At 65.9% G+C, this 15,897-nt stretch carries 17 protein-coding genes, 4 tRNA genes and 1 pseudogene; 18 read left to right on the forward strand and 4 right to left on the reverse strand.

Annotation, left to right across the window (positions count from 1 at the left end; all coding sequences use genetic code 11):
• Positions 1-135: 135 nt before the first annotated feature.
• Both G6N43_RS19575 and G6N43_RS19580 read right to left on the reverse strand, forming a co-directional pair.
• Positions 136-1,836, reverse strand: coding sequence for a DHA2 family efflux MFS transporter permease subunit (locus G6N43_RS19575; protein WP_083149755.1), 1,701 nt, complete (start codon positions 1,834-1,836; stop codon positions 136-138).
• Positions 1,837-1,912: 76 nt separating this feature from the next.
• A tRNA-Val gene (locus G6N43_RS19580) sits at positions 1,913-1,984 on the reverse strand.
• Positions 1,985-2,126: 142 nt separating this feature from the next.
• Between G6N43_RS19580 and G6N43_RS19585 the strand changes: the two genes are divergently transcribed.
• The 7 genes and pseudogenes from G6N43_RS19585 to G6N43_RS19615 all read left to right on the forward strand — a co-directional run bounded on the left by G6N43_RS19585 (position 2,127) and on the right by G6N43_RS19615 (position 5,627).
• Complete coding sequence (locus G6N43_RS19585) at positions 2,127-2,657, forward strand: DUF6636 domain-containing protein (protein ID WP_234810013.1); 531 nt, start codon at positions 2,127-2,129, stop codon at positions 2,655-2,657.
• Positions 2,658-2,761: 104 nt separating this feature from the next.
• Positions 2,762-2,834 (forward strand) — tRNA-Gly (locus tag G6N43_RS19590).
• Between the two features lie 27 nt (positions 2,835-2,861).
• Positions 2,862-2,932, forward strand: a tRNA-Cys gene (locus tag G6N43_RS19595).
• A 15-nt stretch (positions 2,933-2,947) separates the two neighbouring features.
• Positions 2,948-3,022, forward strand: a tRNA-Val gene (locus tag G6N43_RS19600).
• 132 nt (positions 3,023-3,154) lie between these two features.
• A complete protein-coding gene (locus G6N43_RS19605; protein WP_083149790.1) occupies positions 3,155-3,472 on the forward strand; it encodes a hypothetical protein in 318 nt (105 codons plus the stop codon).
• A 659-nt stretch (positions 3,473-4,131) separates the two neighbouring features.
• Complete coding sequence (locus G6N43_RS19610; RefSeq protein WP_083149791.1) at positions 4,132-4,551, forward strand: hypothetical protein; 420 nt, start codon at positions 4,132-4,134, stop codon at positions 4,549-4,551.
• A 114-nt stretch (positions 4,552-4,665) separates the two neighbouring features.
• Positions 4,666-5,627: pseudogene (locus G6N43_RS19615) on the forward strand (IS481 family transposase).
• A gap of 35 nt (positions 5,628-5,662) precedes the next feature.
• Here the strand turns inward: G6N43_RS19615 and G6N43_RS19620 are convergent.
• A complete protein-coding gene (locus G6N43_RS19620; protein ID WP_083156332.1) occupies positions 5,663-6,025 on the reverse strand; it encodes a helix-turn-helix transcriptional regulator in 363 nt (120 codons plus the stop codon).
• 73 nt (positions 6,026-6,098) lie between these two features.
• Between G6N43_RS19620 and G6N43_RS19625 the strand changes: the two genes are divergently transcribed.
• From G6N43_RS19625 to G6N43_RS19655, 7 genes are read left to right on the forward strand one after another with little or no spacing between them, the layout of a single operon-like run.
• Positions 6,099-6,590, forward strand: coding sequence for an SRPBCC family protein (locus tag G6N43_RS19625; RefSeq protein ID WP_083156331.1), 492 nt, complete (start codon positions 6,099-6,101; stop codon positions 6,588-6,590).
• A 32-nt stretch (positions 6,591-6,622) separates the two neighbouring features.
• Positions 6,623-7,348, forward strand: a complete 726-nt coding sequence (locus G6N43_RS19630) for a Clp protease N-terminal domain-containing protein (protein ID WP_083156329.1) — start codon at positions 6,623-6,625, stop codon at positions 7,346-7,348.
• A gap of 35 nt (positions 7,349-7,383) precedes the next feature.
• Positions 7,384-7,866, forward strand: a complete 483-nt coding sequence (locus tag G6N43_RS19635; protein ID WP_179967895.1) for an RNA polymerase sigma factor — start codon at positions 7,384-7,386, stop codon at positions 7,864-7,866.
• Positions 7,863-8,456 carry a methylated-DNA--[protein]-cysteine S-methyltransferase gene (locus G6N43_RS19640; RefSeq protein WP_083156328.1) on the forward strand — a complete coding sequence of 198 codons (594 nt, stop codon included), beginning with the start codon at positions 7,863-7,865 and terminating at the stop codon, positions 8,454-8,456. Before G6N43_RS19635 ends, G6N43_RS19640 begins: the two co-directional genes overlap by 4 nt.
• Before the next feature lie 36 nt (positions 8,457-8,492).
• Positions 8,493-8,915: a PPOX class F420-dependent oxidoreductase gene (locus G6N43_RS19645; RefSeq protein ID WP_083156326.1), complete on the forward strand. Its 423-nt coding sequence runs from the start codon at positions 8,493-8,495 to the stop codon at positions 8,913-8,915.
• A 41-nt stretch (positions 8,916-8,956) separates the two neighbouring features.
• Positions 8,957-9,451: a hypothetical protein gene (locus G6N43_RS19650; protein WP_083156325.1), complete on the forward strand. Its 495-nt coding sequence runs from the start codon at positions 8,957-8,959 to the stop codon at positions 9,449-9,451.
• The gene (locus G6N43_RS19655) at positions 9,452-9,982 is read left to right on the forward strand and encodes a GNAT family N-acetyltransferase (protein ID WP_083156323.1); all 531 of its coding nucleotides are present in this window, start codon (positions 9,452-9,454) and stop codon (positions 9,980-9,982) included.
• Positions 9,983-9,995: 13 nt separating this feature from the next.
• Here G6N43_RS19655 and zapE read toward each other — a convergent pair whose 3' ends face one another.
• Positions 9,996-11,012, reverse strand: a complete 1,017-nt coding sequence (gene zapE / locus G6N43_RS19660; protein WP_083156322.1) for a cell division protein ZapE — start codon at positions 11,010-11,012, stop codon at positions 9,996-9,998.
• Between the two features lie 25 nt (positions 11,013-11,037).
• On the opposite strand from zapE, the gene G6N43_RS19665 reads away from it, so the two are divergent.
• The 4 genes from G6N43_RS19665 (at position 11,038) to G6N43_RS19680 (ending at position 15,897) form a co-directional block, all read left to right on the forward strand.
• Positions 11,038-11,811, forward strand: a complete 774-nt coding sequence (locus G6N43_RS19665; protein ID WP_083156320.1) for a pyrimidine reductase family protein — start codon at positions 11,038-11,040, stop codon at positions 11,809-11,811.
• A 58-nt stretch (positions 11,812-11,869) separates the two neighbouring features.
• A complete protein-coding gene (locus G6N43_RS19670; protein WP_083156349.1) occupies positions 11,870-13,438 on the forward strand; it encodes an alpha/beta fold hydrolase in 1,569 nt (522 codons plus the stop codon).
• Between the two features lie 35 nt (positions 13,439-13,473).
• The gene (aftC, locus tag G6N43_RS19675) at positions 13,474-14,742 is read left to right on the forward strand and encodes an arabinofuranan 3-O-arabinosyltransferase (RefSeq protein ID WP_110810508.1); all 1,269 of its coding nucleotides are present in this window, start codon (positions 13,474-13,476) and stop codon (positions 14,740-14,742) included.
• An 87-nt stretch (positions 14,743-14,829) separates the two neighbouring features.
• Positions 14,830-15,897, forward strand: coding sequence for an oxidoreductase family protein (locus G6N43_RS19680; RefSeq protein ID WP_083156317.1), 1,068 nt, complete (start codon positions 14,830-14,832; stop codon positions 15,895-15,897).

Raw genomic sequence — 15,897 nt, forward strand, 5'->3', positions numbered from 1 at the left:
GCCGCACCGCGCCGTTTCCAAATGGTGACGTTCGGTTTTACCGGACCCTGTTCACGACCGGAGTTCCGTTGCAAATGAGATGATTTCGTCACCGGACCGTGTCCAAAGCGTAGGCCGGTGTCGAGTTCGAGACGGCTATTCCTCGAGAGTTGTCGCGGGTGTGGACCGACCACCGTCCGGGTCCGCCTGGCCGGTCAGGATCCGCATTGTCGGCGACTGGCCCGGTGTCGCCGTCGACTTGTTCGCAGGCAACGCCGCGGGCTTCCGCGGCAGGAACGCCGCCGGGATGAACGTCAGCGTAAGGAGCACGGCGGCCACGACGAACACCACGGCATAGGCGTGGGACAGGTCGTCCTGCACGTTGCTCACGAAGTCGGGAGTGAGCGCCGGCTGGGGTATCACTGACGGGTCGATCGGTACACCGCCCTCGGCCGCCTGCTGCTCCAATACCGTCATTTTGGTTGCAGCGGAGATGTTTTCGCTGCGGTTGAACTGATTGGTGAGGATCACCGACATCAGGGAAGCACTGATCGAGCTGGCCATGAGCTGGTTGACGCTGACGAGCGTCGATCCCCGTGCGATCTGATTCTGCGCGAGTGTCTGCACAGCCGATCCGGGTAGGGGCAGCATGGTGCAACCGGTGCCCATTCCCGTGATCACCAATGCGACGAGCAAGGTCGGCGCGTAGTCCACTTGCCTGATGACCCCGTACGCCAGGGTGCTCATTCCCGTCGCGGCCAGGCAGATGCCGATCAGCACTATCCTGCCCGAACCGAACTTGTCCATGAATATCCCGGCTAGCGGCATGGTCAGCATGGCGCCCAGTCCCAGCGGGATCATGTGTATGCCGGCCTGCATGGGAGTGTGGTGCAGGAACTGCTGGAAGTAGCTCGGCAGCACCAGACTGGCGCCGGCGCCGCCGATGACAAAGATGAGCATCGCCAAGTTGGCCATGCCCACGGTCCGGCTTCTCAACAAGCTGAAGTCGAGCAGCGGATGCTCTGCGCGGTAGCACGCGTGCCAGACGAACGCGGCGATCAGGACAAGACCGACGACCATCGGTATCAACACGTGACGATCGGCCACCGTGCCGCGCCCCGGCAGCTCAGACAGGCCGAGCAGGACCGTCGCCACCCCTGGCGTCAGCAGCAACACGCCGATGAAGTCGAAGGTCTCCGAAGGTGTGGGTTCGTCTCGCGGGAAGAAGAACGCGGCGAGCGCGACCGCGATAAGACCGACCGGCACGTTGATGAGAAAGATCCATTCCCAGCCATACGTGCGGATGATCCAACCACCCAAGATCGGTCCACAGATCGGGGCTAGCACCATCGGGATCGCGGCCAGACCCAACAGGCGGCCGAGGCGCCTCGGTCCCGCCGCGCGAGTCACGATGGTGAGCATCAGCGGCGTCAAAGTGCCTCCACCGACACCTTGTACAGCGCGAAATATGATGAGCAGCAAGATGTTCGGGGCGATCGCACAGAGCAGCGAGCCCAGCGTGAATGCCAAAACCGAGCCGATGAACAGTCGTTTGGTACCGAACCGGTCGGCGGCCCATCCGGTCATCGGGGTCACGGTGGCCAGCCCGAGTATGTAAGCCGCCATCGTCCAGGCGACGACCGCCTGTGTGGAGTGGAATTCGACGACGAAGGTGCGTTGTGCGACGGCGACGATGGTGGTGTCGAGGCTGGCCATCGCCGAAACGATCAGGCACACGCTGCCGATCCGCAGCAGCCTGGCGTCGAGGCGGTCCGGATAGTCGGGTTCGGCCCGCGTGCTCTCACAGCGCGTCGTGGAATTCGGTGATTCCGGATCGACGGCGTCGCCTCTGGCCATCAGCGGTCCCCACGCCTGTCTCTAATCGTCGAGGCGCCGTGGTGAAGGTGTCTCCGACCGGCGCTGGAGAAACTTGTGGTCCCGACTGGGATCGAACCAGTGACCTTCCGCGTGTGAGGCGGACGCTCTCCCCCTGAGCTACGAGACCGGGGAAGCTCGACCGAAGGGGTCGAACGACGTCGAAGACTAGCACGGTAGCGGCCGTCGACCCGAATTTGTTTCGCGACCGGCGCACCTGCATTTCCTACGTTCATCGGTCCCGGCGGCGTTGCCGCCGCTATCGTCGCGCAGTGGCTCAACTCGACCGACGTCTCCTCGCCGCGGTTGCCGGTGTCGCCGGGGTGCTTATCCTCGCCGCCTGCGCCAACTCCCCCGACCCTCAGCCGATGAGCGCGTCGTCGACAGTGGCTCTGACCGTCGCGTCAGCCACGGGTTCGGCGCCGACGACGGACAGTCCGCAGCCGCTGGATCAGGAAGTGTCCGGGTATACCGGCTTCATCTCCCCCACGGGCAATGTCAGCTGCGCGATCGCCGTCAACCTGGCCCGCTGCGACATCATCGACCGCGACTGGTCACCGCCACCCCGCCCGGCGGACTGTGAGTTCGACTACGGCCAGGGAATCTCGATCGCTCCCGGCGAGCCCGCCACATTCGTATGTGCCGGCGACACCACCTTCGGCGCGGAGGAGGTGCTGCCCTACGGGAAGGCGATCACGGCCGGTGCGCTGCGCTGCGAGAGCGCCGAATCGCGCATCACATGTCGCGACGTCCAAACGGGGAACGGCTTCACGATTTCGCGTCAGGCGTACCAGATTTTCTGACGCGACCGCGTCCAGCGATGGACGACGAAGCAAGGGATTTGTGGTGTTTCGCTCGGGTCGACTATTGTCGTCCTTCGCGACGAGCGGCAGGCCGTTCGTGGCGCGCGGATGTAGCGCAGTTGGTAGCGCATCACCTTGCCAAGGTGAGGGTCGCGGGTTCGAATCCCGTCATCCGCTCGAAGGTGCAGTGGCATCAACCCCAGCGGTGGAGTGGCCGAGTGGTGAGGCAACGGCCTGCAAAGCCGTGCACACGGGTTCGATTCCCGTCTCCACCTCAACGATTTTGTTCGGCGCGATTAGCTCAGCGGGAGAGCGCTTCCCTGACACGGAAGAGGTCACTGGTTCAATCCCAGTATCGCGCACCACAGTTTGACCAGCTCAGGCCCGGTTTTCGCCGGGCCTTCGCTGTCTCTTTAGAAACTTCCAAGGTCTGCTGAGAAGACTCGCGCCGATACGGGTGTCGGATGACACCGTTCAGCGACAGGAAGCAGTGGACGATGAAGACTTCGAACTTCAAGAGAATCGCCGTCGCAGGTGCCGTGTCAGGCGCTCTGGGCCTGGCCGCGATCGGACTCGGGGCGGGCACCGCGAGCGCGGATGACGAGTTGGATGCGATCGCACCATTGGTGCCCGGCGGGCTGAGCGGGGACTGGCAGTCCTACCTGCCGCTGATCGAGAGCGTCGGCGACCTCGGCAGCATCGCCAACCTAGGAGACCTCGGCAGCGTCGGGCAACTCGGCGGCCTCGGCGACCTCGGCAGCATCGCCAACCTCGGAGACCTGCAAGGGCTCATGCGGCTGGCCGGCGGGTTCTAGCTCCCGACCAAACCCCCCGGCCCGTCACCCTCCCCCAGGTGGCGGGCCGGGCCACGCGCCGAGGTGTCTGCGGGCGCACCGACGTCGAATCGTCGCCGGTGGCCGCCAACGCCGCCCTCCAGGAATGTTTGCCAGGAGGGTTAGACGGGCGCGCATCTGGCTATCTGAGTCAGCAAGCCTGCCGCCCGTATCCGATTCGCACACCCGGCACCGGCGGCCGGCCGAGCGAAGCCCTCGCGCGGGGGTCGGGGGCTTCGCACCAAACTTTGCACCCGCGTCGTGAACGTCCCGACGTTGCGATGCCCGTCCTCAATTTTGGTTTGGCCCACCGTCATCCAACCCACCGCCGCTGGCAGCAAAATCCGTCGGTTGACTGCGGTTCGTCCTCGGCGTGACGGGTACTCCAGGCGCATGGCAAATGAAGCGTTGTTCGCGACCGCCGGACTCTTCGGCCTATTTGTCGCGATGTTGACGGGAGCTCTGTGGGACGCCCGGATATCGGCTCCCATTCGGTACTTCCGATCGGAGGGCCGGCACACGTTGCCGCGGTGACGCTCTTCGCCGGCACAGCCGACATCGGAGCGAAACCACTCGTGCACGTCGAGCCACGCATTAGGCTCTCCGAAGGCCAACCCGTCATGACGACCCAGGGGTGGGACATGATTCGCGAACTCATCGCCGCCGCTGCGATCGCCGGCGCTGCCCTCAGCGCGGCTCCGATCGCGGGCGCCGACGACCTGAAGTATCCCGACACGTCGGCGCGCTACCCCAGCGACGTGCCCGGCATGAACTACGAAGCCCACCTCACCGCGCCCTGCACCAACCTCGACCGGTTCACATTCGGCCGTGGCCCCGGGGGCGAGGTGCTGCAATGCCGCTGGATCGCCAACCAGTGGCCACCCGTCTATACGGGCTTCTGGGTCGCGACGTATGAGTTGTTCGGCGTCCAGGAGACCGGCGCACCATGCCCCAAACCCCAAGCGGCGGCCCAACATCCGGACGGCCGGCCCATGCTGTGCCTCGGCGCTCGCGGATGGCAGCCCGGCATTTTCACCCGCGAGGGCTTCTTCCCGGTGTAAAGCGCTAGCTGTTCTCGGTCATGACGTTGGTAGCAGGCGTGTTGGCTTGATGTGAGGAGAACCTCCGGGTGAGGTGTGGCTTGTCGAAGGCCCATCACCACCCCGGAGGTTCTCGTGTCCCACCGTAATGCCCGCACCACGCTGCACGGCCGAATGCTGATCGTGCAGCGCCACCAGCAAGGGTGGCCGCAGGCCCATATCGCCGCGGCGATGGGCATCTCCCGCAAATGCGTCCACACCTGGATCAGCCGTTATGCCGCTGAAGGTGAGGCCGGACTGCATGACCGGTCCTCACGACCGCACCACAGCCCCTCGCGGACCTCGGCGCGGGTGGAGCGCCAAGTGATGCCGCGCGGCGCAAACATCGTCGGGGCCAGGACTGGCTGGGTCCTGAACTGGGCATTGCGCCCCGGACCGTGGGACGGATTCTGCGCCGTCGCGCTGTGCCCTACCTGCGTGACTGCGATCCGATGACCGGTGCGGTGATCAAGTCGTCGAAGGCCACGACACGACGCTATGAGCGACAACGGCCTGGCGAGCTGGTGCATGTCGATGTCAAAAAGCTCGGTCGTATCCCCGACGGGGGTGGGTGGCGCGCTCACGGGCGTAGTGAACAGGTCCGCAGGCGCGGTATCGGGTATGACTACGTGCACTCGATGGTCGATGACCACAGCCGGCTGGCGTACTCAGAGATCCATGCCGATGAGAAAGGTCCGACGTGTGCCGGGTTCATTGCTCGGGCGGCGCAATACTTTCAATCGCAGGGCATTTCGCGTATCGAGCGCGTGATCACCGACAACCATCTGAGCTATCGGCGCTCGGCCCACGTCGCTGCCGTCATCGACCAACTGCACGCCAAACACCTGTTCATCAAGCCGCACTGCCCATGGCAGAACGGCAAGGTGGAACGCTATAACCGCACCCTGCAAAGCGAATGGTCCTATCGCCGGGTGTTCGCCTCCAACGCAGACCGCGCCCGAGCACTTGCGCCCTGGGTCGAGTTCTACAACACTCAACGCCGCCACAGCGCACTCGACGGGGTACCACCCATCAGCCGACTGCAACCAACGTCATGACCGAGAACAGCTAGCTGCCCGATGTAGACGCGCAGCTAGCTGCGCAGGGTGCGGCTCGGCGATGTCCCGAACGTCCGTTTGTAGATGCCGCTGAACCGTCCGGCATGGCCGAACCCCCACCGGCCGGCGATCGCCATCACGGTGTCCACCGACGGATCCGCGGCCTGTAGGTCGCGGTGGGCGTGCTTGAGCCGGACGCACCGCAGATACTCCAGCGGCGTCCTTCCCTTGTAGCGGCGGAACATGTACTGCACCGACCGCGGGGTGACGTTTACCGACGCGGCAATATCGCTCAATGTGATGTCGCGATGCGCGTTTTCGTGGATGAAGGCGACGGCCCGCCGCAGCAACGGCGGCTGCTGCGAGCTGTCGATCGGGTCGAGTTCGTCGGTCGGCATCGAGAATTCGGTTACCCGATGACGAATCCCGGAAAACGGACGCGGCGCAGATCACACCTGACACGATTCGGCCATGACCGAACGCATCGAAGTGCCCCGCACCATTGCCGCGTCCGCCGCCGACATCTTCGCGGTGCTGTGTGACCCGCAGGGCCATGTCGCGATCGACGCCACCGGCATGCTGCAGAGTGCCGACGGTGAACCGGTCACCGCGAAGGGCGACAGCTTCGTCGTGCACATGGATCGCGAAGCGCTCAACGACTATCCGGAGCTGGGCAAGTACGACGTCACCGTGTCGATCACCGACTTCGAGCAGGACCGCCTGATCGCGTGGACCATCTTCGGCCAGCTCAAGCCCGACATCGGCCACATCTACGGCTACCGACTCGAGCCCACCGACGAGGGCACCTTGGTCACCTCGTTCTACGACTGGTCGGACATCCACCCGCAGTGGCGCGACGCCGACATCTTCCCGATCGTCTCCGAGCTCGCATTGCGCGCCACCTTGGGGATCCTCGATCGCACGGTCCGCCGCGGCTATCCACGTCCGTCAACCAACGGTTGACGACTAGAATCCGTCAACCTAGAGTTGACGATATGACCGGCCCCGCCAAGATCACCAACCCCGTTCGGCTCGACGACCTCATCGACGTGATCAAGAAGGTGCACGACGAGCCACTCGATCAGCTCACCGACGCGGTGCTGGCCGCCGAATCCCTCGGCGAGGTCGCCGACCATCTCATCGGCCACTTCGTCGACCAGGCCCGGCGCTCCGGCGCGTCGTGGACCGAGATCGGGAAATGCATGGGCGTCACCAAGCAGGCCGCTCAGAAGCGGTTCGTGCCCAAGGTCCCCAGCGACGCCGAGGCAATGGACCCCAACGCCGGCTTCAGTCGCTTCACCCCGAGGGCGCGCAACGTCGTCGTCACCGCCCAGAACAAGGCACACGAGGCCGGCAACGTCGAGATCACCCCCGATCACCTGCTGTTGGCGCTCTTCGACGACCCCGAGGGCCTGGCCGTCAAACTGCTCGCCAACCAGGGCGTCACCGCCGACGCTGTGACGAACACGATCACACTGCCGCCTCGCACCGACGGCGACCTGCCCGCGCTGACGCCCTTCAACCGCGCCGCCAAGAAGGTCCTCGAACTGACCTTCCGCCAGGCACTTCGCCTGGGCCACAACTACATCGGCACCGAACACATCGTGCTGGCGCTCCTTCAGAACGAGAACAAGAACGGAGTGCTGCACCGCCTCGGTGTCAACAAACGACGTTTCGAGACCGATCTGGCCGCGGCGCTGGAACCGTTCACGAAGGGCTGATCTCACATCGAACCCCGCCTCGGCGTCTACACAATGTGAAGGTGCGCCCGTTCGAAGAGGTCGTCGCCGAGCACGGCGCGACCGTGCTGCGGGTGTGCCGCGCTGTCGTCGGGCCACTGGACGCGGAGGATGCCTGGTCGGAGACATTCCTGTCGGCACTACGGGCCTATCCGGAACTGCCCGAGGACGCCAATGTCGAGGCGTGGCTGGTCACCATCGCGCACCGCCGCGCCCTCGATGTCGGCCGCGCGCGATCCCGTCGACCCGTGCCCACCGACCCCCTGCCCGACCGACCGACACCGCACGCCGACCCCGCCGCACGCGACCCGGACCTGTGGGCGGCGCTGCAACGACTACCCACCAAACAACGTCAGGCGGTGGCCTACCACCACATCGCGGGACTGCCGTTCGCCGAGATCGCCGAACTACTCGACAACTCCCCCGACGCTGCCCGCCGCGCCGCCGCCGACGGCATCAAGTCTCTGCGCAAGACCTACCATAAGGACGAAACATCATGACCGCCAACATCTTCGACGAACTACACGCCGACGAAGAAACCCTGTCGCGGTTGCACGCACGTCTCGAACAGGCCGCCGAGGACGACCAGATCCTCGACGTCGCCTACCGCACGATCGACACCCCGGTCGGTGCCCTGCTGCTGGCCGCCACCACTGTCGGCGTGGTGCGGGTGGCGTACGACATCGAGGATCACGACGCCGTGCTGACCCGGCTCGCCGACGCCGTCAGCCCCCGCGTCCTGCGCTCACCCCGCCGGTTGGAAAGCGTGGCGCGGCAGATCGACGAGTACTTCGCGAAGCGCCGCACCACTTTCGACGTGCCGATCGACCTGCGGTTGGCCAAGGGCTTTCGGCGCAGCGTCGTCGAGCATCTGCGCGACATCGGCTACGGCCACCGCGAGAGCTACGCCACCGTCGCCGCCGCGATCGGCCACCCCCGCGCGGTGCGCGCCGTCGGTACCGCTTGCGCACACAACCCTGTTCCGGTGGTGGTGCCATGCCATCGAGTGGTGCGATCCGACGGGTCCGCGGGCCAGTACGTCGGCGGTGTGCTCGCCAAGTCGGCCCTGCTGGAACTCGAGGCGGGCTGAGGGAATGAAACGGTCCGCGTTTCGGTAGAACAACGCATGAAACTCAACGACGCGGCCCGTGATCTCATCGGAGCGGGCACCGATGCCGTGTTGGTCACTCTCAATCCGGACGGCAGCCCTCAGGTCTCCACGATCTGGATGGCGCTGGAATCCACCCCGGACGGCGACGAGCTCGTCGCCGCGCACCTCAGCGAGTACCGGAAGACCCGCAACGTGCGCCGCGATCCCCGCGTGGCCGTCACGATCCTGGCCAAAGAACGACCCGGTCAGCTGCGGGATTACCTGTCGATCACGGGCACCGCGCGGATCGAAGAGGGCGGCGCACCCGAACTGCTCAAGCGGCTCGCCAAGGTGATGCTAGGCAGTGACGAGCACTTTCCGCCGCCGAACGCACCCGCGGGACTGCTGACCCGCGTCCGCATCGACAAGGTGGGCGGCGTCGGGCCGTGGGTGTCGTGAAGCGCCTGTAACACGTTTCAGTTTGTGGAATCATTCCCGGCATGCGCCGATGGTTCGTGCTCCTGATGGCCCTGATCGCGGCGGCCGCCGGTCTGACGGCTGCGCCCGCTCAGGCCGCGCCCTCGCCCATCGGCCGCATCGGGGAGACGCTGCAGGTCAACTTCGAGGGCCTGGTCGCCGACATCACCGTGAACAGCCTCGATCCGTCCCCCGTCCCGCCCGGCTTCGGCTACCCGCCGCGGGCGCCGCGCTACCAGGTGTGGCGTGCGCAGATCACCGTCCATCCGATCAAGGTGCCCACGCCGTACGCGCAGGCCATCACCTACCAGTTCCGTGGGGTGACGGCGACCGGGGACTCGTACGAACCGCGAAACACCGACGCACCCGATGCGCTGTCGCTCGCATTGACCAACGCGCCGGCCGGGTCGACGGTCAGCGGCGGGGTCTGGTGGGACTGCTACCGCGACCTCATCTCGAACGTCGTCCTGCTCGACAAGGTCACCGGTCAACACCTCGCGCAGTGGAACGTGGCCTGATTGCAGATTGACGTCACGGCGGCCGTTGTCGACGACGTTCCCGAGCTCGCCGACGTCGCCGCCCGAACGTTCCCGCTGGCGTGCCCGCCGTCGGTGACAAGCGACAACATCGCCGCGTTCATCGCCGAGAACCTGTCCGAGGAACGTTTCCGCGACTACCTCGCCGATGATGAACGCTTCGTGCTCGCCGGACGTGAGGACGGGCGAATGGTCGGCTACGCGATGCTGATTCGCGGCGTCCCCGACGACGACGATGTCCAGCGGGCCGTCACGCTGCGGCCGGCGATCGAGGTCTCGAAGTTGTACGTGCTGCCCGACAGCCACGGCGCGGGCGTCTCCGCAGCGTTGATGAACGCAGCGCTCGACTGGGCGCGAGATCAGAACGCCCGAGCCGTGTGGCTGGGCGTCAACCAGCAGAACCGTCGCGCACAACGCTTCTACGGCAAGCACGGCTTTACGATCAGCGGCACCAAGGCTTTTCGGCTCGGCGCTGGCGTCGAGAACGACTACGTGATGGTGCGGCCTCTCTGAAACTCCACAGCCGCTATGACGCCGCCGTCAGCGCCAGCAGCCGCGACGTCGCCCGCAGGTACTTCTTGCGGAACCCACCCGCGAGCATCTCGTCGCTGAAGATCGTGTCCATCTTTGCGCCGGAAGCCGTGACGGGAATGCCCGCGTCGTAGAGCCGGTCGGTCAAAGACACCAGCCGCAGCGCGACATTCTGATCGTCGATCGCGTGGACGCCGGTGATGAACACCGACGACACTCCCTCAATCAGGGTCAGATACCGCGACGGATGCATGGTCGCCAGATGCGCACACAGCGCGTCGAAATCGTCCAGCGTCGCCCCGGGCGTCTGCGCGGCGCGGACGGCCACCTCCTCGTCGCTCAACGGCTCGGGCGCGGCGGGCAGATCCCGGTGCCGGTAGTCGGGCCCGTCGATGCGCACGGTCGTGAAAATGGCTGCCAGCGTGTGGATCTCACGCAAGAAGTCCTGGGCGGCAAACCGGCCCTCGCCGAGTTGTTCCGGCAGCGTGTTCGACGTGGCCGCCACCGACACCCCGCGCTCGACGAGTTGGGACAACAGCCGCGAGATCAGCGTCGTGTTCCCGGGGTCGTCGAGTTCGAACTCGTCGATGCACACCACGACGTAGTCGGCCAGCAGATCGATGCATTCAACGAACCCGAAAACACTTGCCAGTTGGGTCAATTCGCCGAACGTCGCGAACGCCTTGGGTTCCGATAACCGGTAGTACGACGACGCCAACAGGTGCGTCTTGCCGACGCCGAATCCGCCGTCGAGGTAGATCCCGACGCCGGGCAGCACCTCGCGGCGGCCGAACAGCCTCTTCTTGCCGGCCCGTCGCTCGACGGCCTCATCGCAGAACCGTTGGCACGACTGCACCGCCGCCGCCTGCGACGGTTCGGCTGGATCGGGCAGATACGTGTCGAAGCTGACGTCGGCGAAGGTCGGTGGCGGGATGAGCTGAGCGATCAATCGTTCCGGCGTGACCTTGGGATGGCGATCGACCAAATGTCCGACACCGGTGGGCCCATGCATGCACGCACCTTATCGACGTGTTGCAATGCTGTTCATGGTGCAGTTCACCGCGCTGGGATCCGACGGTCCCCCGATGGACGGTGCCGACGCCCGTCTCGCCGACTTCTACGCCTATCCCGACGGCCTACAGACCTGCTGGGTACGCGGCAACATGATCGCCAGCCTCGACGGCGCCGCCACCGCCGACGGCAAGGCCGGCGGTTTGGCCGGACCGGGCGATCGCAGCCTCTTCGGTGTCATGCGCCACGCCGCGGACGTCATCCTCGTCGGCGCCGCCACCGTGCGGGTCGAGAACTACTCCGGCGCGCAGGTGCCACTCGCGGCGCGAAACGAGCGGCAGCGCCGCGGGCAGTCCGAAGTGCCGCCCATCGCCGTCGTCACCCGGTCCGGCGAACTCGATCCCGATGCGCTGTTCTTCACCCGCACCGAGGTCACACCGCTGATCCTGACGTGCGCCGAGGCCGTCGACGAGACCCGCAGACGGCTCGGGACGGTGGCTGAGGTGCTGAACGCGTCCGGACCGCGAGCCGACTCCGTCGACAACGCCACCGCGCTGCAGATCCTCGCCGAACGGCGGCTGTTCCGAGTGCTCAGCGAGGGTGGTCCGCTGTTGCTGAGCCAGCTGATCGAAGACGATCTGCTCGACGAACTCTGCCTGACGGTGGCGCCGATCCTGGTCGGCGGCGTCGGACGACGCATCGCCGCGGGCACCGGCGAGGTGCACAACAAGATGCGCGTCGCGCACCTGCTGTCCGACGACGAGGGTTACCTCTACACGCGGTATGTCCGGGCGCGGTGACGCGGGGGCAACCCCAGCGCGACGAGGATTTTCCGCGGGAATCAGTACTGTGGTCGGCATGCAACGGCGTCGCCCGATACGGATGTTGGGCATCTCAGCAGTGCTGCTGTCGGTGTTGCTGGCCGGTTGCGCCCCCGGTCTGGCAGCCAACCCACGGTTTGCCACCGACTCCGGCGCCAAACCCCAGGGCGAGCCACAGACCACCCAGGCGCCGCAGGGTCCGCCACCGATCGAGCCTCCCAAGAACGACCTGTCCTGGCGTGAGTGCACGTCACAGGTCTTTTCCGACGCCTCCGTGACACCCGTTCCCGGAGTGAGACTCGACTGCGCGACCTACGACGCGGACCTCGACCCGATCAAGGGCGCCGCGGGGTCCATCAGCATCGGCGTGGTCCGCGCGACGACCCAGGAGACCCCCGACGACGCCGGACCTCTGGTGATGACCACCGGATCGGACCTGCCGACATCGCTGCAGTTGCCGGTGTGGCTCGCGCGGTCGGGCATCGATGTGCTCAAGACGCGTCCGGTTGTGGCGGTGGACCGCCGCGGTATCGGCATGTCGGGAGCGCTGGATTGCCGCGATCTCTACGACCGGCAGTCGATGCTCGACCAGGCCCAGTTCCAGCCCGGTGACGACCCGGTCGCCAACCTCGGCGACATCGCTCAGACCGCGACGACCAACTGCACCGACACCATCGCCCCAGGGGACTCGGCATACGACAACTCCCGCGCGGCCGAGGACATCGAACGGCTGCGCAGCACCTGGGATGTGCCGGCGCTGGCGCTCTACGGCATCGGCAACGGCGCCCAGGTGGCCCTGGCGTATGCGGGCAGCCACCCCAACAAGGTCGCGCGGCTGGTGCTCGACTCCCCGCTGCCGCTCGGCATCGCCGCCGAGGCCGCGATGGAACAGCGCGTCAAGGGCGAACAGTCCGCACTCGACGCCTGGGCAGCACAGTGCGTGGCCGTCAACTGCCCGTTGGGTCCCGACCCCAAGGGCGCCGTCGATGCCGTGCTGAACCAGGCGCGCGGCTACAACACGACCAGCCCGCACTCGGTGGCCACCGTCGCCGACGCCATCGCCACCGCGCTCGCCTACCCGCGCGGTGACCGCGTCGCCGCCACCAACAGACTGGCGTCCGCCCTGGCCGCCGCCCGCTCCGGGGACTGGAACCCGATGACCACGCTGATCAACGAGGCCGAAGAGCTGCGCGGCACCGACGGCCAGTTCGTCAACAGCTGCAGCGACTCCCTGAACCGGCCGACCCCCGACCGGGTCCGCGAGCTCGTGGTGGCGTGGGGGAAGTTGTACCCGCAGTTCGGCCAGGTGGGCGCGCTCGATCTGGTGAATTGCCTGAGCTGGCCCAGCGGTTCCGCCCCCGAAGAGCCGCAGAACCTCAAGACACCCGTCCTGCTGCTCGGCACCCAGCACGACCCGATCGTCGGCAACGAGGGGGTGGCCGCCGTCGCGGCGACAGTGATCAACGCCGGCGCGGCCAACCGCCGCGTGATGTGGCAGGGCATCGGCCACGGGGCCTCCATCTACTCCCCCTGCGCGCTGCCGCCCGTGATCGGCTATCTCGACAGCGGCAAACTCCCCGACACCGACACGTTCTGCCCGGCCTGATACGCCGCCCCGACAGGGTCGGGTACGGTGCGCCTGTGCGCGATCTTGTCCTCGCCGCCTTCCGGCCCCGCACCTCCCCACCCGGCGTGGCCACGGTGTTGCGGTCGATTCTGTGGCCGTTGGCCATCCTGTTCATCATTCACCGCAGCTATGTCCTGGCCACGAACGGCTACATCACCGACGACTTCGGACCGGTGTACCGCGCCGTCGTGAATTTCAAGATGGGCTGGGACATCTACAACGAGCACTTCAACCACGTCGACCCGCACTATCTCTACCCGCCCGGCGGCACCCTGATCATGGCGCCGTTCGGGTACCTCCCCGTCGAAGCGTCGCGGTACTGGTTCATCACGTTCAACACCATCGCGATCGTGCTGGCGGCGTACTTCCTCATCCGGCTGTTCGGGTTCAAGTTCGACTCGGTCGCGCTGCCCGCCCTACTGTGCGCGATGTTCGTCAGCGAGAGCGTCATCAACACACTGGTTTTCGGCAACATCAACGGCTGCATCCTGCTGCTCGAGGTGCTGTTCTTCCGGTGGCTGCTGGACGGGAACCGCAACCACGAGTGGCTGGCCGGGACGGCGATCGGTCTGACGCTGGTGGTCAAACCGCTGCTGGCACCGCTGCTGTTGCTACCGCTGCTGAATCGGCAGTGGCGCACGCTGATTCCGGCGTTCCTGGTGCCGGTCGTGTTCAACCTCGCGGCGTGGCCGCTGGTCAAGGATCCGATGAACTTCGTCACCCGCACCGCGAGCTACATCTTCACCACCCGCGACTACTTCAACTCCTCGATCGCGGGCAACGGGCTGTACTACGGGTTGCCGTTCTGGCTGATCATCTTGTTGCGGTTGGCCTTTGGGGTGCTCGCGGTCCTGTCGCTGTGGCTGCTCTACAAGTACTACCGGACCCGCGACCCGCTGTTCTGGATGCTGACGTCGTCGGGCGTGCTGCTGATCGCGTCGTTCCTGGTGCTGTCACTGGGTCAGGGCTACTACTCGATGATGCTCTTCCCGTTCCTGATGACAGTCGTGCGGCCCAACTCCGTGCTGCGCAACTGGCCGGCGTGGCTGGCGATCTACGGGTTCATGAGCGCCGACCGCTGGCTCCTCGGGCATTGGCCGACGACCGGCCGCTTCCTGGAGTACATGAAGTTCACCTACGGCTGGTGCCTCATGCTGATCGTGGTGTTCTGCGTGCTGTATTTCCGCTACCTGGACGCCAAGGCTGAGAACCGCCTGGACGACGGCATCGACCCCCCGTGGATGCGCGACGCGGCAAAAGCGCCCGCGGCCGCGCAAACCTGATGACAGCACGGTAAATACGCTGCGCCACGCCGGCGATCGTGAATACGATTGGCTCGCACGCAGGCAGGACACGGGGAGGCGACGCGAATGCCGATCATCCCTGGCGATCCTTCGGACATCACCGCCAGCTGGCTCAGCGAAGTGCTTAATACCGACGTCCAGGCGTTCAAGGTAGAACAGATCGCCGTGGGAGTCGGGCTGCTCGGCCGACTGTTTCGCGTCCATCTCGAAGGCGGACCCGACCTGCCCCCGACGGTGGTGATCAAGCTGCCGACACTGGACACCACGGCACGACAGAACCTGTGCGAGCCCGTCGAGTTCTACCTGCGCGAGGTCTCCTTCTACCAGGAGATCGGGATCAGGAACCCCCTGAAGCCGGCGCATCCGTACTTTGCCGCCTTCGACGCCGCGACGCACGACTTCGTGCTCGTTCTCGAGGATCTCGGTCAGCTACGCAGCAGCGACCAGACCGTCGGCTGCAGCGCCGCCGACGCCGAAACTGTCATCGACAGCATCGCGCGCCATCACTCGTACTGGTGGGACAACGAGCGTCTTGCATCGCTGCCATGGCTCAAGACATACAACACCCCGCCGTTCCCTGCGGCCGTACGCTCCGCCTACGAGGCCGCATGGTCCGTGTTCGCCGAGAAGGTCGGCTACGACATGTCGCCCGCGCTGCGCGACTTCGGCGAACGGATTCCGTCACTCATTCCGTGGTACCTCACCGAACTCACCCGCGCGCCACACACTTTCCTGCATGGCGACCTGCGGTTAGACCAACTCTTCTTCGGTGTCGATGCCGACGACGTGCCCCTGCGGGCACTCGACTGGCAGGTCGTCGCGAAGGGCCGCGGCGCCTACGACGTCGGTTATTTCCTGAGCCAAAGCCTTCCGGTGGAGACCCGACGAGCGTGTGAGGAGGATCTGCTCGACAGGTATGCCGAGCGTCTCGCCGAACATGGAATCGATTACCCCAGACCACAACTGCGGCGCGACTACCGCCTCACCACGGCGTGGTGCTTCATCTATCCCGTCCTCGCATCCGGCCAGATCGGTATCGTCAACGATCGCCATCTGCAGCTGATGCGCACCATGTTCAAGGGTGCCGCGACGGCGATCGAAGACCTTGACGCCCTGGCGCTGAGACCGGACTGA

The organism is Mycolicibacterium moriokaense (assembly GCF_010726085.1).
Taxonomy (GTDB): domain Bacteria; phylum Actinomycetota; class Actinomycetes; order Mycobacteriales; family Mycobacteriaceae; genus Mycobacterium; species Mycobacterium moriokaense.